Origin of the sequence: Bacillus cereus group sp. MYBK5-2, assembly GCF_051915685.1 — a bacterium.
In the GTDB taxonomy this organism is placed as follows: domain Bacteria; phylum Bacillota; class Bacilli; order Bacillales; family Bacillaceae_G; genus Bacillus_A; species Bacillus_A cereus.
Genome location: NZ_JBQAFE010000002.1, coordinates 577,974 through 599,717, shown reverse-complemented (window position 1 = coordinate 599,717; position 21,744 = coordinate 577,974). Strand labels below are relative to the sequence as shown.

Here is a 21,744-nt window from a genome sequence, read left to right as displayed (position 1 = left end):
AGCTGCCCTAGCATCTCTTATTTTATCTCTTGCTAAATGTCAAAAAACTGTTTCTATGTTACTCAACTATCAATATGATTATTAATAAAATTTTCGATCGTTATTATCTCGCAATTTTATCATGTAATTTCGAGGTCGTTTCCTCATTTAAATTACTGTGTTTTATCGAATAAAGGAAATATACTACTACCCCAATAGTAATCCAAATACTAAAGTACACCCATGTCCTTAACGGTAAATTTAGCATTAAAAACACACAGCATACAATTGCAACGCATGGTAATACAGGTACAAAAGGTACCATAAATCCACGTTTTAAATTTGGGTGTGATTTACGAAGGATAATAACTGATAGACAAACTAACGCAAACGTCACCAAACTACCGATATTAACTAAATTAACTAATTCTTTCAAATCAATAAACCCAGCTATTATAGAGCTCCCTATTCCTGCCAATCCAGTTATAAAAGTCGGTGCTCCAGTTTTCTTATTAACTTTCGCAAATGATTTTGGTAACAATCCATCACGACTCATTGCAAAGAATACTCGTGTTGCCGCATACATATTGGAAAAAATAACAGCCATAAGGCCAATTACAGCACCTGCAGCAATTGCACCAGCGACTTTTCCTTGTCCTACAACTTCCATTACATACGCCATTGCCTCAGGAACATTTAATTCTTTATAGGAAACCATTCCTGTCATAACAAGGCATACCATAACATAAATAATTGTACATATGATTAATGATGCAATAATACCGATTGGAAGATTACGTTTCGGATCTTTTACTTCTTCTGCTGAAGTTGCTAATATATCAAAACCCGTAAAAGCGAATAAAATAGCTGCTCCACCCGTAAAAACTCCACTTAAACCGTATGGTGCAATTGGTATCCAGTTCATTGGTTTTACATAGAATATACCAACCGTAATAAACAACAAAATCATTCCAATTTTAATCAATACCATTGTATTATTGATTCGTTTGCTTTCCCTCGTACCACGAGATAACATCCATGCTAATATCAATGTAATAATTACTGCTGGTAGATTCACAATACCACCATGCGAAGGAATCGTTACTAGAGCTTTAGGTATCTCTAATCCAAATCCCTTTATTAAATTGTAGAAATAGCCTGTCCATCCAGCAGCGACAGCTGCTGTTGCCACGATATATATTAACAGCAATGACCAACCTACTAGATGAGCAACAAACTCACCAATTGTTGCATATGAGTACGTATATACACTACCAGACGCCGGGAGTGTAGAAGCAATTTCCGCGTAACATAATGCTATAAATCCACATATAATTGCTGCAAGTATAAATGAAAAAACAACTGCTGGACCAGCATTTCTTGCTGCTACTAATCCAGTTAACACAAGAACACCCGTTCCAACTATCGAGCCTACCCCTAACATAATTAAATCAAATGCCCCTAATGTTTTCGTTAAAGTCTTGCTTTGATTATGCTCTAACAATTGTGTAACGGATTTCTTTTTTAGTAAATTACTCATATTTTCTGTATCCCCTTTAAAATAAGGTTTGTTCTTCTCGTTAGTGTTGTATATAAATTTACTTAGTTATTAACTAGCCTCATAATATTTCTTTTACATTAAATAGATTTGAAATATTATATAAATTCGCTTCTCACTTACTAGTTAAACTAGACATTTCCATAGATTTTTGCGTACAACGTTTCATAGCTGAAATGATAGCTGTTCTTAAACCTTTTTCTTCTAGCGTTACTACAGCTTCTATCGTCGTTCCACCTGGAGAACAAACCATATCCTTCAATTCACCTGGATGTATTCCTGTTTCCAATACCATTTTTGCAGAACCTAATACAGCCTGAGCCGCAAATTTATAAGCTTGTTTTCTCGGCATACCACCAAGTACAGCAGCATCTGCCATGGCTTCTATAAACATATACACATATGCTGGAGAAGAACCACTAATAGATGTAACAACATCCATTAGCTTTTCATTTATGACCTCCGTCTGGCCGAAAATATTAAATATGTTCAGTACCTCTTTTATATCTTTTTCTGTAACCATTTCATTAAAACATAACGCAGACATTCCTTCTCCAACAAGTGCCGGTGTATTAGGCATTACTCTAACAACTTTTAACTTTCTACCAAATTCATTCTCAGTGCTCTTAATACTTTTTCCTGCAGCAATAGTTACAACGATTACATCATTTTTTATTTGATCTTTTATTTGGTTAATTACCGATGAGTATAAATCTGGTTTGATTGATAAAATTAAAATGTCAGCACTGTTAGCGACTTCATTATTGTTAGTAGTTATAGTTATGCCATATTCATTACTAGCATTTTTTAAATTAATGACGTTTAAATCTGAACAAATTATTTGATCTGGAGAAACTATATTTTTTTTTATCATCCCACCTATCATAGCGATACCCATGTTTCCACATCCGATGAATCCTATTTGTTTATTCATAATAATTTGCTCTTGCTCCTTCTACTCTAAATTTTATTGATTTTGAAATTATTATTCTAAATAAGGGCTATTACAATTACTGGGTTTATCAATAGAATTTCAAAATTCTCCTTCCTATAATGAGTTATGTTTTCGTATTTCGTTTACAAGCATGCATAAAAAAATGAAGAGACTTTCTATTCATAGAACTATTAAAAACGAGAGTAAAATGGTGATAATTTTTATGAATTAATAATCTTTAACTATTCAACATTTTAAATAGAGCTTACACATCCCTCTAATAATTACTTATTTTAACAATTTATAGTTAAGCTTAAGAAAATGTATTTAAATTCCAAATAATTATCCCCATAGATAGTATGAAACAAAGTAATGCAGGAATTGCCATTAAAATAGATTGTTTTGCTCGAAACATATGAGCATGAATAGCTCCGACCATGAGAACTGCTATTAATGTATTTGCTCCTAGCGCTAAGTATTGATTCCAAATACCACCGATTATACCTATTGCTCCAACAATTTCAACCAAACCAATTATAGACATAAACCATAATGAATATTGATATTGTTGCCAATGTTCTACCTGAAAAGATATATGGAAAATTTTTATGAATCCCCCTACTACAATAAAAATTGCTAAAACTACCTGAAGAACAATCATCTTTTAAACTCGCTCCTTTTAAGACTTTGTTAATTTTCATACTTCACAAGGAATAAATATATGCGTTTTACCAATATCAGAAAGGAGGTATACATAATTTAATTTTTTATACGCTAAGAACTAAGTAGATAACCTTTACTACATAATATTTTCTTAAGAAAAATATTTATTTTAATATATTTGTCTCTTTTGTTAACCTGAATAGATTGTTTTTAATTTCAGACATGCTGATATTTTTTCTTGAAACACCGGTTTCTACTGCAGCACGTGCGACAGCATATGCTACATGTGGCACCACCCTAGGATCAAACGGATTTGGAATGACATAGTTGACATGAAGCTCTTCTTCTGAAATTAAATCAGCTATTGCATAAACAGCTGCTAGCTTCATTTCTTCATTAATTTCTTTTGCTTGTACATCTAAGGCTCCACGAAAAACTCCAGGGAAAGCTAATACATTATTTACTTGATTAGGAAAGTCAGAACGTCCTGTACCAACTACTAGTGCTCCTGCTATTTTTGCTTTATTAGGCATAATTTCAGGTGTAGGGTTAGCCAAGGCAAAAATAATAGGATTATGATTCATAGAACGAACCATATCCTCATCAACTACACCTGCAGCTGATACGCCAATAAATACATCAGCATCAATCAGGGCCTCTGCTAATCTTCCCCGCTTCTGTTCTATATTTGTAATACGAGCTATTTCTTCTTTAAGCGCATTCATTCCAATAGGTCGCTGTTCATATACTATCCCTTTTGTGTCACACAAAATAACATTTTTCACATGCATATGGAGTAACAACTTAACAATGGCTATCCCAGCAGCACCAGCGCCATTTACAACGATTTGAACATCTTCAATTTTTTTATTTGTTAACTTAAGTGCATTAATTAGGCCAGCAATCGTTACAATAGCTGTACCGTGTTGATCATCATGGAAAACAGGAATATCACAAGATTTTCTGAGGCGCTCCTCAATTTCAAAGCATTGAGGTGCTGCAATATCTTCTAAGTTTATCCCACCAAAATTTAGTTCTAATAATTTAACAACCTCAACAATCTTATCCGGATTATTAGTGTTTAAACAAATAGGAAAAGCATCGATCTCAGCAAATGATTTGAAAAGTAAAGCTTTTCCCTCCATCACTGGCATAGCTGCTTTAGGTCCAATATTCCCAAGACCTAATACTGCAGTTCCATCAGATATAACTCCAACTAGATTCCCTTTCATTGTATAATCATATACTTTGCTTTCATCTTTATAAATCTCTAAGCATGGCTCAGCAACACCTGGTGAGTAAGCGAGACTTAAATCTGTTGAATTTTGTACTTTAACTTTAGAATAAACACCAATCTTCCCCTGTTTTTCTTTATGCATTTTTAATGCTTCATCTCGTAAAGGTGACATATAATTTCGCTCCTATAATTAAGTTAAGAGTTCATTAACTCTATCTTAAACTTGATATTGTATGATATAAGTAAGACTTCTAATATAATCATTATTTATTTTTATAACCTTTTAACATATCTTTTGCATAACGATTAGGGTATAAAGTATTTAACATATTGTATGGACTTCCCTTCCAATATCTTCTTAATGGTGTCCATAACTTATGTTTAATTAACCATCTTTGTGTGTAAATAGATAGTAATTGCCCCTCTGTTAGTTTTTCCTTTTCTTCAATAGTCCACTTCAGCGCCTCTAATGCTTTTTTTTCAGTCCAAAATCCGGTAGGTGTGAATTTATATTCCCATTCTTTATTTTGACCAGGATATAAGTCATTGATCATGGCGTACGGACTGTTATTCCAGAATATTTGACAAGGAGAAATTAAATTATGAATAGTAAGCCATTTTACACTGTAAACTTGTAATAATTGAAAAGAAGTTAATTTTTCTTTTTCTTCAATAGTCCACCTTAATGCTACCAATGCTTTTTCTTTAGTCCAAAAATTGTTAGGAGTCATACTAAATTCCCACTCTTTAAATTTATTAGGATATAAAGAATTTATCATTGCATAAGGACTACCATTCCAATACATAACTAATGGTGCACTGAGTTTATTTTTCTCTAACCATTTTTTACTATAGAATTTGAATAGTTCTACTTTACTTAGCTTTTCTTTTTCTTCAACAGTCCATTTTAATGCTTCAAGAGCTTTTTCTTTAGTCCAAAAATTTAATGGTGCCATACCAAACTCCCACTCTTTAAATCTATTGGGATATAAGTCTTCAATCATCTTATAGGGACTATTATCATAACTATGTTTGAGCGCGCCGAGTAATCGATATTTTATAATTAAAGGCGTATTCCATTTTTGTTTAATATCCTCTTCATTCCATTTTAAAATTGTTTCAATTAAATATTTTGTGACCCTTTTAGATAGCTCTCTATTGCTATCTTCTTTCCATGTATTCGGTGGAAACCTACTTCTTTTACCGTCTAATATTTCTTGATAGATTTCTTCTATTTGCACTGCTTTCGCTTGCACTTCAAACTCCCTCCTATTCAAGACATATAGCGATTCCTCTTTCCTAACGTTAAATAACACACCAATAGTAACTATTGTGATTTACTTTTATAACGCAAAAGAAATGTATAGGGTAAAATCATTTCTTTAATCTATAATAAGAAGGACATAAAAAAACAAAAAGTTACAAAAATTTTTAAATTAAAATTTTTGTAACTTTTTGTTTTGATGCAAATATAATTTCAATTAAGGTATCTCACCGTTTTAAACTTGACGCTCCATAATCTTGTATAGTTACATTTATATGATATTTAATCGGTACCATACTAAATGTTCGATCCCAATCTTTTTTGACTTTCTCCCATGTTCTCGGGTGCTTAATTCTTAATTGGTTTCCAAAACCCGCAATATCGACTTGGTATTCTTTTTGTATTTTTTTTGTAACATGATGTACTAAGTGCTTTACTTCTTTTTCAATAGCTTTTTCTTCCCTTTTCAAAAATTCATTTTCAAAATCTTTTCCTGATTGCATCCAATTTTCAGACAAACGCCCTTCTGATTCAATGTTTACATCAAAGGAAATATTATTTCCGTTAACATGTGGTATGATTTTGCTTTTTATTGACTTTATTTCGTATATAATGAGTTTCTTTGATTCTTTATCAAAAGTTTTTACCACACCACCATTCCTTTTTCCGTTTATCCATACTACTCCTTCCAATTCCTGCTCATTTAAAAAGCCCATCAACTTTTTTGTCTTCCCTTTAATTACAGCAGCTCCTGCAAATTTTGTTTCCCCATTTATCGAGATTACATTTTGCAAAAGAAAACTGGCCCCTGACCGCATCTTTCCTTCCAATTTAGCGAGCGATACAGGAGGTAAAATCCTTGTTGTTCTATTTCTATTATCTGCAATTCCAGACAAACGAAATGCTGGGATTTCTCCTTTTTTGTTTGATTCCAGTACCTCCTTCGCTAGACCCTTGCTAATTAAGAGCATACAGCTAAGCCGAACTTCATTGTCACGGAGATACTGTTCAAGTAATTGTTCTAAACTGTATGTACGTACAAGACTATCGCTAATAACAATATTTTTTAAATGTGGGCTGAACATTGTGCTCTCTCTTTTCAATGAAAACTCACGAACAATTTGATGAATGGAATCACCGGTCTCAGAAACATTTATATAACGTTTTTGTTGTCCATTTCCTTTACTTTGTGCTTGCGAACTAACAATTTGATAAGTAGCTGTTATAAGGTTTCTTTTAGGATAACCTCCTTCCTCATCCTCTTTCTCAATTGTTGAATCCTTCCCTTTATCTAGTGCTATACCTGCAGTTAAACTCAATTCTTCTACTTCTTTACTGCTCCAACACCCTGTTAAAAATAGAAGCAAAAGCGTCCATAACAAAGCCAAATAGAACCGCATATAATTAAATTTATGTTTCACACTACTCCTCCTTTTAATCGCGTAATAATAAGAAGAAGCAGTGGCAGTAAACCAAATAAAAATAAAGCAGCATTACCGAGCATATCCCCCAATTTAAGCAAGTCATTTATATTTTTCGAAGTCATAGCAATGATGTAAATGATTGGAATCAAAGCAAAAATAAATGGATGAATACTCTTTTTAAAGAGTTGCGCTAATCCTAATGCAGCTGCATAATAACTAATCGTATAGGTAGCAAATATTTGCATAATCCATATTACAAGCAGTAAAGATTCAAAACGTTCAAATATCAAACCAGAAATTTCAAAACTGCGCATAAGGTCAATTGTCGGCCATGTTCTTGTTACAACCCCATCAATTGATAATGCACCAATGACCATTACAACAGTTATTACATAAAAGATTAACGGAATAGAAATTCCAACTAAAATAGCTTTTACTGCTTTCTTTCGTTGTTCCATAAATACCAAAAGAATTAACATAATTTCAGGACCTGTATATGCGAGAGACGTTGTTTTTATCCCATCTAACACTGGTTTAATTCCCAAACCTAATACGGGACGGAGATTATCTATCTCGAATATTCCGATACTCATAAAGGAAATGATTAAAAAAATAAAAACAGTAATAGGAAATATTATTTCAAACATCCGTGCAATTGAATTAATACCACCCATAATCAAATAGAGACCTATCCACATAAAAGGCATAACAATAGCCCATGTGGGGGTTCCTTCTAGTAAAAAAAAGCTTATTACTTCTGCCATTGAACGAATTTGAAATGCTGAAGTTGTAAGAAAATACCCTATAATAAGAAAACTAAGCAATCTCCCTATCCATTTCCCTACAATATCTTGACTGTATTGGTAAAATGTTTTTTCTGGAAACTGCTGACTTAATTTGACCATAATTACTCCTGAAACCATTGCCAGTATCCCACCTAATATCACACTTAACCATACATCTGGTGTTTTCACTTTTTCCACAGATGCTCTGGGCAAAGTAAGAATTCCTGTCCCAAGTATGTAATTTACAATAATAACAACTGCTTGTGAAGTTGTTATTCGGTCTTTAGGTATAGTAATCACTGAAGGCCACTTCCTTTCGTCATCAGCTACCTTTTGCGGATAGTTTTTTTGGTATGCATTATTTTCGGTCGACGTCTCATTATTTTTAATGGCATGCGAACCATAAAATCTTTCCAATCACTGAATCGATATGGAACAGCAGGGCTGGTATAAGGAACGCCAAAACTTTTCAGTTTCACTAAATGACTGCAAAGTAAAAGAAAGAAGAGAATAACTCCATACAATCCAAATATCGCAGCACAAAACATAGCTACAAAACGAAGAATGCGTAACGTAATTCCCACACTATATTGCGGAATAGTAAAAGAAGAAATAGCTGTTACCGCAACAACGATAACCATTATTGGACTAACAATTCCTGCTTCTACGGCAGCCTGACCAATTATTAAACCGCCCACAATTCCCATTGCAGGTCCAATCGGTTTAGGCAGACGTAAACCTGCTTCTCGCAAAACTTCGATAGCTACTTCCATAATTAACGCTTCTATTAAAGCGGGAAAAGGAACTCCTTCTCGCGATCCGATAATAGAAATAGCGAGCTTAGTGGGAATTAATCCTGGATGAAATGAAATAAAAGAAATATACAGTGCTGGAGCAAATAATGAAACAAAAGCTGTCATGAAGCGTAATAAGCGGAGAAGCGTACCAGGAAGCCACCTTTCATAATAATCTTCTGGTGATTGCAGCAGCATACTAAATGTAACTGGAGCAATTAAAACAAATGGTGTTCCATCTAACAAAATAGCTACTCGACCTTCCATCAAAGCACTAATAACACGATCAGGTCGTTCTGTATTTTGAATCTGCGGAAAAGGACTGAGATAATTATCTTCAATAAGTTGCTCTATATAACCAGATTCGAGTACACTGTCTATGTCAATTTTCTGAATTCTGTTTTTTATTTCATCCACCAATTCTGTACTAGCAAGATCTTTAATAAATGCGACGACTAACTCTTTCTTTGCACGTTCTCCTACTGGTAGCTTTACTAATGATAAGCTCTCATCCGCACAGTGTCGTCGCAAAAGTGAGGTATTATCACTTAATACTTCAGTAAAACCGACCCGTGGCCCTCTGACTAATGCCTCCGATACTGGTTCTTCAATGTTTCGTTTATTTGCTTTTGTTGTACCAAGAATAAACACATCTGCTAAACCATCAATTAAAAGAGCTGTTGAACCTATCAATACTTTGGGTATTAAATCTTTTATGTAATGGACTTCTGCTACTTCACTAATTGTAAGAACTTTATTTTTAATATATTCTTTTGAAACAGTCCCCTCCACATAAGAAGATTCATTTTTATATTCATCAGAAAAATCATCCATTAGTAATTTCATAATATGTTTGTCAATTATCTCTTTATCTGATAGACCATCAACAAAAACGATCCCAGCCTGAATATCTGTGCGTCCAATATTAAACTTCCGAAATCGAACATCAGAATTATGTCCGATTTGTTGCTTTATAAGTTCTAAGTTAGAGGCAAAATCATTTGTGAAATGAACGTTTGTATTTTGAGATGGTTTATGCTCTTGTTTCGTTTTACTTTGAATATTATTTTTTTTCACTTGTTTGTCTCTTGACTTCCACCAACTCATTCTTCCCACTCTTTCTCTGACATACGAACCCAATGAAAAAATCTTGAGATAGTATACGGAATTAAAAACAAGATAAAAGCTTGTACAAAGACTTTCCAATCTGGAAGATAAGAAGTAATTATGTTCCACATTTTTATCACCCAATTTATATACTCTGCTAGGATTGAGATTTCTAAAAAACGATATGTACTTAATAAAAAATAACGATAAGATTAAAGAGCAGAAAAGCGAGACATTATGCTTATTTAGTACCAATAACCTAATTAGTATAAAAACATTTCTGACCTAAAATACCATTTCCAATTATAATTTGTTAAATATTATCTCCTTTTCCCTTATTTATATGCCCGCATTTGAATTTCAAATAATATAAGGATCAATGATATTTCCTCTTAAAGAAAAAAAGATGCCAGAAGATAGCATCTTTTTTTCAATTCAACTTACTATGTATTTATATTTTATTGTGAAAATACTCGTTTTTTTTAATGAATATTAATGTGTAAAAAATACATATTCTTTTGTTTTAAGTTCATACACTTCTACCGAATCGATACGGAATTTTCTGATTTTAAAGCCAATATGAAATAAAGGAAAATCCTCTCTTAGAAAAACTATATAAAACCAATAACATGAAAACAATTATCAATCTATCAATTGAAAATAATACTTAGCAAGAGTTTATCATCTTAACTCCAAGTGTATTCGTTTTGCTTCAAAATAAAGAACTTGAATAAATTTTTTCGTATCAATACGAGCAGGTAATGTTGGTTCATTATTCAATTCTGTCATCTTTCTCCTTACGGTAGTAAAATCAAAAAATCTAGAAGCATAATTTTCGAACTTCGGGTTTAAAAAATCAGTAAGTCCAAGGGATGCTAAATGGTTTAATGATTGATAAATTGCTCTCCGAATCCGTTGTTTGGAAGCTTCTATGAACCTTTTTAATTCGGCATCTTCAGCTGAATCCCCAAGTTTTTTTTGAGCCAAATTCATAAAAATCTCTTTTAGTGAGGGAAAGCCTTGTTCCAACGTGTTATCTTGTTCATATTTATATAAATAATCTAGCATATCCATTAAATCTTTACTTCCACTTTCACTGGCTATTCCTAATTCAGACAAAAGAAAATGAATGGAATTTTGAAAATGATTGAAAGTATTTAAATGTTTTTCACTACGGTATTTTTCTTGCGTACTTAAATTACTATCCAATTTTAGTACCATATTAAGCGATTCTTGAATGTTTTTTATCGATTTTTCCAAACGAATTCGTTCAATGACTTTCCGAACAACTGTTAATACTTCAATCCGGTTAATTGGCTTAATAATATAGTATTCAACACCAAGCGAATAAGCTTCAGCAATTAATTCTTTTGATTCTACTTGAGAGACCATGATGATTTTCCCTTTAAACGAAGGTTTTATTTGACGAATTGTTTTTATTCCATCTTGATTCGGCATTAACAAATCTATAAATAAAATGTCTATATTTTTAAGGATTACCATTTGTTGCTCTAAAGATAAACCATCCTCAGCTTCTCCTATAACCTCCCCAAGATCTTCATCCTCGATAATTTGAGCCAACATTGAGCGAACCGCTTTTTCATCATCTACTATATAAAAATACATAGAATCACCCTTTCGAAATTATATGATCAATCCCTAATCTAATTATAAAAATTGATCCTTTTCCTTCGGTTCTGTCCTCAAGCGTAACATCACCTTCAAGTTGTTCGACCATTTCTTTAACATACGATAATCCGATACCTGTCGATGGGTTGCCTAAATCATCATATTTAGAAGTAAACCCAGGCTCAAAAATTGAATCTTTATATTTTGAAGAAATACCAGGACCATTATCGCCTATTTGAAATTCAACAAAATGGTGGTCTTTATTAATGTCAATTGTGATGGTTCCCATACCTTGGATAGCTTCTACAGCGTTTGTAACGATATTATTTATAATAGATAAGATTGTGTAAATATGATAATGAGGATGCACACCATCAATTTTATACACAAATTGGATGTCTTTCTCTAGCAACCGTGCATATTTCGTATTTGCCCGTATAATGATATTTACTAGTTCATGCACAGACATATAATCTGTAAAACTTTCATCAGAAATTAATTTTGAAAGTCCCGCAAAAATACGTTGGTTATCCTTTTTAACGTCATGGACCTCACCAGCAATTTGTAATGCCTGTTGCCTTAAATCCTCAAACTGAAAATCCATCTGTTTGTGCTCAAAAGAGTCTAAGGTTTTATATAAATCATAGGATTTTTTTGTTATATTCTCAGCATCTTGTAATGTTTTCTTTAAATGAACAGCATCTTCATATAAATTAGAGATAAGCATGAGCATATGTTCATTTTGTTTCTTTATATGTCTCTCCCTTGATTGCGCTTCATACAATTTCATCATATTGAAAAAGCTTAGAACTATAAAACTATGGGAACATGCGATAACAATGATCTCATTTATTGCCTCGGATGTGATCGATGTTTTTAATACGAAATATTGAATCATTAATTCCACACAGTCTGACAGTATTTCAATCATGCAACCAATAAAACCAATCATTAGTGGTTGATGATAAAAACGTTTAATTTTTGCTAAATGAAAGAGATACGAATAAGTAAAATAAAAGAAAAAACTAGGATAGTGAGTATGAAAAGCGGCTAGCCAATCCATATTTCCCTTTATAATGACATCCATTGAGATACGAAATACTACCACGACTATCGCTGTTAAAAAACCCGGTAAAAATGCTGGAATTCGTCGAAACAATAACAAAAAAAAGAAAAATGTTGGTGCGCCAAAGCTCATTCTAAATGTTTCATTTAAAGGAAATGACTTTATTTCACCTACTAAGGGTACTGTAAGTATCATTAAAACGAGAATATAGATGTCTTTTTTTACTAAATTACTAAGATTCAAAATAATCACTTCTCACTTTCGCCTAACAGTCAGTATACAAACCTATTTGCATTAATACAATACTTACTCTATTTTTTTCAAAAACTGATAAATAAGATATAAACGAAAGCATTCTAGATTGTGAGTATTCATTACACACTTCTACTTTAGAAAGATACTTTATAACTCAAAAATGTTCAGACACAATATAAGGTCTGAACACTTTTGGACTCGCTCTAACAGCAAAATATCTGTGCTCCTTTTTAAAATATACTTAAATCCCATTCTTTTGCAATATGTTCTAACAACATAATTCCTGGTAAACTATTCCCATATTCATCAATGGCTGGTCCGTAAATACCAATACCACATCCATCTTGGAACGATAAATCCTTCCTAGATTTTGAGGGAACAAGTGTCATAATTCCGCCCGATACCCCACTCTTAGCTGGTAATCCAATGAAAGCAGCAAATTTTCCAGAAGCATTGTACATTCCACAAGTTAGCATTAAAGCTTTTGTTAACCTAGCTACTTCTTTAGGGAGCACTTGTTCTTTGCGAATAGGATGATATCCATCATGTGCTAGTATAAGCCCTATTAAGGCAATATCTTCTGTATTTATTTCAATCGAACATTGTTTTAGGTAAACCTCTAGTGTCTCCTCCACATCTGATTCTAGAAAACCATTCTCCTTTAAATAGTATGCTAATGCTCTATTACGATGAGCCGTTTCCCATTCTGATTGAAATACTATTTCATTAATAGCGGGACGCTTCTCTATCATTTTTTCAATTAATACGTATAGAGATTCTAATTTTTCTTGCACCGATGTCCCTGGCAAAAGTGAAGCTATCGTAATTGCTCCAGCATTAATCATAGGATTAAAAGGTTTTCCTGGTTTATGTATCTCTAAACGAATAATTGAATTAAAGGCATCTCCAGTTGGCTCTACGTCAACTCGTTCTAATACATAAGAAATACCGCGACTTAAACAAGCGGCTATAAAACCGATTACTTTTGATATACTTTGTAATGTGAAAGGGATCTCCCAATCTCCTGATTTTATCATTGTTCCATCTGGCTTTACTATACAAATACCTAACTGCGATACATTTATTTCCCCCAGAGCAGGAATATAACTGGCGCTTCGTCCCTTAGCTGCATACGTTCGATAATGAGCTACCCATTGATCTAAGCAAACTTTTTCTTGACCCTCAACTTGAACGCTAGAATCCTTTATCATTTAATCATATTCCCCCGTACTATTAACTTTATATAGAATGATTTTTTCTTTACTATAATCAATAATATTTGCACTAGAACCAAGAAAAATATTCAGACATATTGCAGTCTGAATATCCTTCTTATTACACACTTTTCTTTTTTGAAGTTTTCTCATAACTATCCCAACATTCAATATTTTCAAGCCCTTTAATGTTTTCTTTATAAAAAATAGGATCTTTACCAGCTTTTTTCTGGTTTATATAATCTTGTAACGCCGCAAATGCTACTTTTGAAAGTAAGGTAATAGCAATTAAATTAATAATAACCATAAAGCCCATAAATAAGTCCGCTAAATCCCATACAATTTGAATCTTTGCAACAGAACCAAATACAATCATAGCCAACACACTTATTCTGTATATCATTAACCACACTTTACTTGTATGTAAGAAGCGAATATTTGTTTCACCATAATAATAGTTGCCAATTAACGCACCAAATCCAAATAAAAAAACAAAGATAGCAAGACAACCCGATGCCCAAGGACCTATGTGTTCACTTAATGCTGCTTGTGTAAGTGCAATACCATTTAACCCCGGTTGTTTATATGCATCAGACAGCAAAATAATAAAGGCAGTGCTAGTACAAATGATCAGTGTATCCGTTAATACACCAAATGCTTGAATCAGTCCTTGTTTCACCGGATGACTTGTTGTTGCTGTTGCGGCAACGTTTGGTGCACTTCCCATACCAGCTTCATTTGAAAATAAACCACGTTTAACTCCATTCATAAGTGCTGCACCAATTGAACCGCCTGCTATTTGTTTAAAACCAAATGCGTTTTGAACAATAAGAGAAAGAACTTCCGGCATTTTTGATATGTTGGTAACTACAACAAATAATGCAACTCCAATGTATAATACCGCTAAAAATACCACCTTGTATTCAGCCATTTTTGCAATACGTTGTACACCACCAAAAATAATCGCAGCGAAAGCAATGGCCATGATTATCCCAACTGTTAGACGATCTGTACCAAATGAGTTTTGAAAAGCAATTGTAACTGTATTTGATTGTACTGAATTGAATACAAGACCAAAAGTAATTGTGATTAAAATAGAGAATAATACTCCCATCCAACGTTTATTCAACCCTTTTTCCATATAATAGGATGGACCACCGCGGAAACCAGTTTTATCTTTTACTTTATATATCTGTGCTAATGTGCTTTCGACAAAACTGGAGGCCGAGCTAATAATAGAAATAATCCACATCCAAAATACAGCTCCAGGACCACCTAATGCAATTGCAATCGCAATTCCTGTAATATTCCCTGTTCCAACGCGGGCTGCCATACCAATACAAAACGCTTGAAAAGGAGAGATTTGATCTTTAGAACCACTTTTCCCCTCCATTAATACACGGACCATCTCTTTTAACATTCGAAACTGTACAAAATTCAATTTAAATGTAAAATAAATTCCGCAAATAACAAGCATAATAATTAACAATTTAGACCATAAAAAATCATTTGTTGATCCGACTAACTCTACAAAAAATCTTTCCATATTATCACTCCATACCAAAAATTTATCTATCATAATCTATATAAAATCACCTATATTCCTTGGCATAAATACCTCATTCATATTCAAATACAACAAGGATAAAAATTTTCTATATGAATAGAATTGGCCTGTTTAAACAAACATCGCAACACGCAACTTCAAAACTGAATTTTCTAAAAACTTACGGTTTATACACACGATGCTCTATCCCCTTCTGCAAAACTAATATTCTTATCCACTAATGTTGTTGTACTATTATGTTTGTTTCGTTTACCGGTGATTTATATTTAAATCATAATAATCAATAGTGATTAACTGGTTTTTTGTTAATTTTCTTAAGAACATGGAAATATCTCCTTTCTTACTACTAATCTCAAAAATAGGCTAGGTAAAAATTTCACGAAAAACCTATAAAGCGCTTTCAATCTTTAACTAAGAGAAGCTTGTCTTTAATTTATAATTAAAAGTACAGAATGTTACGAAAAAGTACAGATTTTTATAAAAACAAAAAAATATTTTAAGATTTTTCATCTGAAAAAACAGTGAGATTTTGTGAATTTTATACAGTATCCAAACGTCGCAGATTTTGTTCTACCTATCCTTTGACAAGCCTCTATTTTCTTCATAAAAACATGCATACTTTTTCTCTTTTAGAAGTTCATATAAAGTATTTGAAATCAAGAATCAATAGAATATTATAAGAATATTAAAAAAATAAAGCATTTAATTTATTTATGGTATCATACAAAAAACATTTGTTTTCTCAATTAATCCCCCTAGTTGGATTTGTCTATATTGCACATATTTACAACATGAAAGACACTAAGAAAAAAAGGATTTTGTTGAAAGGATGAAACATTACAAAACTCTTATTAAAACTCTTATTTAGGACCTTATGACATCCTCTTTTCTAGCAATATCGAGTTATCCCAAAAAACGTATATTTACTAACATAGATTACAGGTGGTGTATTGTGAAAGAAATAGTATTCGTTCAAAATAAAAAAAGACTCCTTATGAAATTCGAATTTTTAAAAAAGGATTTAGTGCTTACCATTTCACTGATACTAGCAATTGTAAGCTGCTTAATACATTCGCCAAAGATCGAATATATTAACTTTGAAGTGTTAATTAGCTTATTTAATCTAATGGTGGTCATTAAGGCCTTGGAACAGCTAAAGATATTAGACAAACTTGCTGTTGCGATTTTAAATAAATGCAATAACAGCAGGTCAATATCTATTATTCTAATTTTGTTATGCTTTATTTGCTCCATGTTTGTAACAAATGATGTCGCTCTCCTCACTTTTGTACCAATAACACTTGTCATTAGTAAAAAAACACAAATGAACATGATGGATACAATCATCCTGCAAACAATTGCGGCAAACATCGGTAGTAGCTTGATGCCTATGGGAAACCCACAAAATTTATACCTATACTCTTACTATGGAATTAAGCTCATCCCATTTTTAGGTTCAATCCTGCTTTTAGCTGTACTTGGAATTAGTTTGTTATTTATATGTACTCAAAAACTTCAAAAAACAGATTTGAAAATAGAACTACCTGTTATTACCGTGAAAAATCGAAAAAAAGCTACCGTCTGGATTTTAATACTTATCACTATCATTGCATCTATTTTTGGTGTCATTAATTATTACATTGCGCTAATAGTTACATTGGTGGCAGCATTTACGTTAGATAGAAACTTACTATTTAAGATCGATTACTTTCTTCTAATAACCTTTGTCTGTTTTTTTATTTTCATCGGAAACATTTCACATTCGGATGCACTGGAGACATTTGCTCGCGCTAATTTAAGAGGAGATACTTCAGTCTTCTTTAGTTCCATATTTTTGAGTCAATTGATTAGCAATTTTCCTACTTCAATTCTTCTATCAAACTTTACTTCTGATTGGAAAGCTTTATTACTAGGAGTAAATATTGGAGGGCTTGGAACAATTATCGCATCTTTAGCCAGTGTAATCTCCTATAAACTATTCATTCAGGCCAATGTTAAAGAGAGTAAGGCGTATTTAATTAAATTTAGCATTTACAACTTTTCATTTTTAATCATACTTACATGTATACAATACTTTATGTTTAAATTTCTAAAAATTTTTTAAAAAATTGATTCCTTTAGAAAAACCCAAATTTCTCAATTTAATGCTGAGATATTTGGGTTTTAATATAGGTATGTTTAAAGAGCTACAACAAAGTTACCATCAATTTAATATTTTGAGATGTTCTCACAGCGAAAATCTTTTAGCTTTTACGTTGTTTATTAGATTTCAGTTCATTTTTTATGCACTCAGTTATATAATAAATGACTGAATTTATAGGGTAATAACTTTCAATTAATAATAGAAATATAACTTATTACAATGTTATTTCATTTTTGAAGTCCTCTTCACAAAATCCTTAATGTCCCACAATTTTTTCCCGCTAATATTATCTTTGATGGTTGAATCTATTTCAATTTCTAATTTTGCAAATGCTGCTCCTACACAATTATAGATACTTAATCCAAAAGCAAGATGTCTTGCAGTACCACTAAATGCCTTTTTAATATCAATGTCAGGACGATAAACGTTGAATTTATCAGGCCTTTCAAATACGTTAGAGTCACAATTTGTTGCACCAATCATACAGTAGTATCCACATAACTAGTTATATTCTCCTTTTTTCTATTGTTAATAGCTTCGTAATAAAAGCTGTTAAACAGCAAAAGTGCGAAGTCTTAAATTAGACTTCGCACCTTATACAAATTTACAATCCGTGAAGATACCAATACAAATGCAATACTAGATACATACTAATCACTCATTATATCTGTTGCTCTTTTAATTGGCCAATGTATAAACAAATCCTTTTACTTAGCCATTCTTCATAATTGGCTTGATTGTTTCTAGATACTTAATCCCTCTATACTCTTTCAAGCGGTAATCCATTCCGATGGAAATTACAAATGACAAAATTTATCCGTTTTTCCTACTTGCTAAATTCAGCAAGTAAGATGTTTTTAAAAACTTCCGGGTTATTAATGTTTAAACTGTTCGAATTGATAGCGAGTGTATGTTTACCTCCAAGTGTTCCACCAGCAAAAGTGGAAAACCCTGGAACGCCCCCCCTGTGTCCCCATACCGAGACACCGTTCGGAAGCTTAATTTCAAGGATTCCAAGACCATATCCGGTTCCCTCTCTATTTGTAGGAACTGTAGTAAGCATTTGTTTTAACTGCTGTTCCTTCAGTAATTTGCCACCTAGTAAGTAAGAGAAGAATTTGTTTAAGTCGTCAGCAGTAGAAATCATATCTCCATCCGAGCTACCTGGGTTAATATAAGTAACGTCTTTTAGCTCACTCGCTCCGTCTAGTTGCAAATAGCCACGGGCATGCTTGGTGCCTGGAATCACGCTTGAATTACCAGGTAGAAATGTATTTGACAAATCAAGCGGTTCAATAATCCGATTTTCAACCTCTTCCGCATAACTGTTGCCAGTTACTTTTTCAATAAGGATCCCCAGTAATACGTATCCTGTGTTTGAATAAGACCAACCCTTTCCTGGGGCAAAGTCTGGGGGAAGTGAAATCCCCATCTTTACAAATTCTTCAGCCGTATATGATTTTTTTATATCCGTAATATCAAAGTCTTTTGAATTTATATAGTCAGCAATACCACTTGTATGATTCAATATTTGCCGGATCGTAATCTGGTTACCATCATATCCGTTTCCTTGAATAACACCAGGTAACCATTTTTCAATGGAGTCGTCTAGATTCAAACGGTTCTCTCCAGATAATTGAAGTAGAACTGTTGCAATGAACGTTTTCGTCACACTGCCAATGCGAAAGCGAAAATCTGCTTTCATTGGTTTCTTAGTTTTCAAATCCGCTACCCCAGCACTATAACTCCAAGTTTTACCCCCCTTAGAAATTTGAGCGAGTATTCCCGGGTATCCAAGTTGCAGTTCATCTCGCATTGCTTTCTTAACGGAAGTACGATCGCTTTTCGTACTTGTTTGTAACGAACTAGATACATTTTGCGTAGATTCTGCTTTTACAATTGATGTTGGTGTTATGTATAACAGGGAACTTCCACCTATTAAAAGTGCTAGACTTGCACATGTAATTTTACTGCTTGTTTTCATAAAGAATTCCTCTCTTCTATTTAAATTGTATTGATTGTTGATAGCTATTTCATATACTAACCACACAGCTATCAACTCTCCCAATGATAAAAGTCAACACTGAATTTGCAATTATCGTACTAATCATTATTTTCACAAACACCATTGTGTCCTAACAATCTCTAAATCACTCTTTTTCCATATGCATATTAACCATAGAAATTACTTCTTTTCCTTAAAACACTCTTGTTACTGATTATTTGTTTTATATGTAGGCCGTACTTGCCCCCCCCTTCATGCCTCCTTATATTTTTATCCTACACAATGAAAATCTCTTTTTTCTTACCTATTCCTTACAAATTCCTTACATACAAAATCACTTCTACAATAGGATTGAAGTAGCATCTGTGCCCGAAAGCGCAAAAAACACCGATGCTTTTCGCTTCAGTGTTTTTGCGCTTTACATATTGAAGATTCGTTTTACTCTTAACAGGTTAAACTGCTAATTTTTTCTAATGCGATTATTCTTCTTGCTATATAGAACAAATTTCATTGTGTTATATGAAACACTATGAAATTTGTCATTAAAGCACATGATTCTAAATTTATTGATGTACTTGAGATGGACTCACTTTTTGAATTTGAACAAGTATATCAAATGCTTTACCTAATGATATATCAACAGTTTTTGGTATATCAGGCCCTTCGGTAGTTATTCCAGCGAAAATTGGATGTTGTTCGTTTAACCAAGTTTTTGTCACGCCATTCGCCTTACGTAAATCAATAAAAAATTGATCTTTTTTGACCTGTCCAAAAATGTAGTTATAACTGTTTGGATCATCCGATTTTAATGTTCCATAGGGGCCAAATTCACCATCGCTATTCTTGACATTATATTGTCCTTCATAAACTGACGTTCCAATAGATACGTACCGTTTTCCGTAATATTCTGCTAAATGCTGCCCTGCTACTTTAGGGTATATAAAAGAAAGCATATTTGTTTTCGAAACGTGTCCATTATGTCCCCATACAATGGTTTTTCCTAAATGTTCTTCAGTCCACTTCGCATTTTCATACATTGCAATATCATGTTTCAAATAAAAATCCGCTGGTTTATCAGGAGGTGTCGCTAACATTGTAGTAAACTGTTCAATAATACGAGCATTTTGCTTTATCCATGCAAACTCTTTAGATTTCCCATTTAAATAGCTTTTATTTTCCTCTAATAAAGCACTAATTTGTTTAGCATCTAAAACATACTTTTCTTTTTCTTCTTTCGTAAGGCTTTCAAAAGTATTCATATCCTTTGTTACAGGAATAAGCCCTTTTATCTTCTCTTCTACTCTAGGCAACAGTTTTGAGTTGTTTGCTTTAATATATTCTATTATATTATTATAAACATTTTCGTTTACTGATTGAATGTCCATCCCGATGACACGTACTTTCGATTTATGTTTTGGATTAGCATTATATTGCCGAATCCAATCAAGTAAATCTAGCATTTCTTTCGTCTTAAATACAGGTGTTAGATGTTGGCTTGGGTTTCCCTTACCAGTAAGAACATATCGATCAAGTTCCAAGGCCCTGTCCCATCCCTCTTCTAAAACTAGATTGGTAAAGCCCTTTTCAGATACTAAATACTTAACAATGCGGTGTTTCATTGTAAAAACTTCATGAGCCCCATGCGTAGCTTCACCTAAACCTACAATTGAAGCTGAACCTACCATATTCTTAAGTGGTTTCAAATCATTAAGAGATGCAGTTGGATTAGTTGTTTTTAAAGGCTTTGCATGTGCTTCTAACCATTTCGCTATTTGATTTGTATTGTAGGGAGCTGTAACAGAAACCTCTGTTTTCGAATCTGCATAAGTATTTCCTACAAAATGAGTCATTGTTATAGCAGAAGCAACAATTGCAATAATTATTTTCTTTTTCATAAAAAACCTCCTGAAATATTTACTTATAGCTTTTTGACATACTCTGCCAATTTCCGTTTAAAACATTCATTTTTTTATTACTGTTAAGATACATTTATTCTAGTTCCTAAAACTCACTTATTTCTTAATAGGTTCTTAAGAAATTCTTAATTCACTTATACGAATATAAAACTAAATAAGCTTCAATTCATTGTATTGTAAATTCCTCATTGCATAACATTATAA

At 32.8% G+C, this 21,744-nt stretch carries 17 protein-coding genes; 2 read left to right on the top strand and 15 right to left on the bottom strand.

All coding sequences use genetic code 11. The features are described 5' to 3' along the window. Window positions 1–103 precede the first annotated feature (103 nt). From ACTFP3_RS11300 to ACTFP3_RS11255, 10 genes are all read right to left on the bottom strand, one after another. Window positions 104–1,519, bottom strand: a complete 1,416-nt coding sequence (locus tag ACTFP3_RS11300) for an amino acid permease (RefSeq protein WP_440010478.1) — start codon at window positions 1,517–1,519, stop codon at window positions 104–106. Window positions 1,520–1,652: 133 nt separating this feature from the next. Continuing rightward, window positions 1,653–2,471, bottom strand: coding sequence for a pyrroline-5-carboxylate reductase (gene proC, locus ACTFP3_RS11295; RefSeq protein ID WP_001041290.1), 819 nt, complete (start codon window positions 2,469–2,471; stop codon window positions 1,653–1,655). 313 nt (window positions 2,472–2,784) lie between these two features. Next, window positions 2,785–3,132, bottom strand: coding sequence for a DoxX family protein (locus ACTFP3_RS11290; RefSeq protein ID WP_000636506.1), 348 nt, complete (start codon window positions 3,130–3,132; stop codon window positions 2,785–2,787). A 166-nt stretch (window positions 3,133–3,298) separates the two neighbouring features. Next, window positions 3,299–4,543 carry an NAD(P)-dependent malic enzyme gene (locus ACTFP3_RS11285; RefSeq protein WP_000074777.1) on the bottom strand — a complete coding sequence of 415 codons (1,245 nt, stop codon included), beginning with the start codon at window positions 4,541–4,543 and terminating at the stop codon, window positions 3,299–3,301. Between the two features lie 91 nt (window positions 4,544–4,634). Further along, window positions 4,635–5,627: a DUF4046 domain-containing protein gene (locus tag ACTFP3_RS11280; protein ID WP_001148033.1), complete on the bottom strand. Its 993-nt coding sequence runs from the start codon at window positions 5,625–5,627 to the stop codon at window positions 4,635–4,637. Window positions 5,628–5,862: 235 nt separating this feature from the next. Further along, the gene (locus ACTFP3_RS11275; RefSeq protein WP_025686876.1) at window positions 5,863–7,056 is read right to left on the bottom strand and encodes a Ger(x)C family spore germination protein; all 1,194 of its coding nucleotides are present in this window, start codon (window positions 7,054–7,056) and stop codon (window positions 5,863–5,865) included. Continuing rightward, complete coding sequence (locus ACTFP3_RS11270; protein ID WP_000628606.1) at window positions 7,053–8,144, bottom strand: spore germination protein; 1,092 nt, start codon at window positions 8,142–8,144, stop codon at window positions 7,053–7,055. The genes ACTFP3_RS11275 and ACTFP3_RS11270 overlap by 4 nt, the downstream gene beginning before the upstream one ends. Window positions 8,145–8,170: 26 nt before the next feature. Then, window positions 8,171–9,745, bottom strand: coding sequence for a spore germination protein (locus ACTFP3_RS11265; protein ID WP_000119234.1), 1,575 nt, complete (start codon window positions 9,743–9,745; stop codon window positions 8,171–8,173). A 681-nt stretch (window positions 9,746–10,426) separates the two neighbouring features. Beyond that, window positions 10,427–11,371, bottom strand: coding sequence for a response regulator (locus tag ACTFP3_RS11260; RefSeq protein ID WP_000274085.1), 945 nt, complete (start codon window positions 11,369–11,371; stop codon window positions 10,427–10,429). 4 nt (window positions 11,372–11,375) lie between these two features. Further along, window positions 11,376–12,533, bottom strand: a complete 1,158-nt coding sequence (locus ACTFP3_RS11255; RefSeq protein WP_440010635.1) for a sensor histidine kinase — start codon at window positions 12,531–12,533, stop codon at window positions 11,376–11,378. On the opposite strand from ACTFP3_RS11255, the gene ACTFP3_RS11250 reads away from it, so the two are divergent. Continuing rightward, on the top strand, window positions 12,451–12,651 hold the full coding sequence (locus ACTFP3_RS11250; protein ID WP_257130255.1) for a hypothetical protein: 201 nt from the start codon (window positions 12,451–12,453) through the stop codon (window positions 12,649–12,651). The two genes, ACTFP3_RS11255 and ACTFP3_RS11250, sit on opposite strands and share 83 nt — an antisense overlap. 274 nt (window positions 12,652–12,925) lie before the next feature. Here the strand turns inward: ACTFP3_RS11250 and glsA are convergent, their stop codons facing one another. Together glsA and ACTFP3_RS11240 are read right to left on the bottom strand one after the other, a co-directional pair. Beyond that, window positions 12,926–13,906 carry a glutaminase GlsA gene (glsA, locus tag ACTFP3_RS11245; protein WP_000588656.1) on the bottom strand — a complete coding sequence of 327 codons (981 nt, stop codon included), beginning with the start codon at window positions 13,904–13,906 and terminating at the stop codon, window positions 12,926–12,928. Between the two features lie 124 nt (window positions 13,907–14,030). Then, the gene (locus ACTFP3_RS11240) at window positions 14,031–15,455 is read right to left on the bottom strand and encodes an alanine/glycine:cation symporter family protein (RefSeq protein ID WP_000439283.1); all 1,425 of its coding nucleotides are present in this window, start codon (window positions 15,453–15,455) and stop codon (window positions 14,031–14,033) included. Window positions 15,456–16,428: 973 nt separating this feature from the next. On the opposite strand from ACTFP3_RS11240, the gene ACTFP3_RS11235 reads away from it, so the two are divergent. Further along, entirely contained in the window at window positions 16,429–17,580 is a 1,152-nt protein-coding gene (locus ACTFP3_RS11235; RefSeq protein ID WP_440010470.1) for an anion transporter, read from the top strand. A gap of 261 nt (window positions 17,581–17,841) precedes the next feature. Here ACTFP3_RS11235 and ACTFP3_RS11230 read toward each other — a convergent pair whose 3' ends face one another. The 3 genes from ACTFP3_RS11230 to ACTFP3_RS11220 all read right to left on the bottom strand — a co-directional run bounded on the left by ACTFP3_RS11230 (window position 17,842) and on the right by ACTFP3_RS11220 (window position 21,519). Continuing rightward, the gene (locus ACTFP3_RS11230) at window positions 17,842–18,102 is read right to left on the bottom strand and encodes a cytochrome P450 (RefSeq protein WP_440010467.1); all 261 of its coding nucleotides are present in this window, start codon (window positions 18,100–18,102) and stop codon (window positions 17,842–17,844) included. Window positions 18,103–18,445: 343 nt separating this feature from the next. Continuing rightward, the gene (locus ACTFP3_RS11225) at window positions 18,446–19,603 is read right to left on the bottom strand and encodes a serine hydrolase domain-containing protein (protein ID WP_440010464.1); all 1,158 of its coding nucleotides are present in this window, start codon (window positions 19,601–19,603) and stop codon (window positions 18,446–18,448) included. A 584-nt stretch (window positions 19,604–20,187) separates the two neighbouring features. Continuing rightward, a complete protein-coding gene (locus ACTFP3_RS11220) occupies window positions 20,188–21,519 on the bottom strand; it encodes an erythromycin esterase family protein (protein ID WP_000726836.1) in 1,332 nt (443 codons plus the stop codon). Window positions 21,520–21,744: the final 225 nt, after the last annotated feature.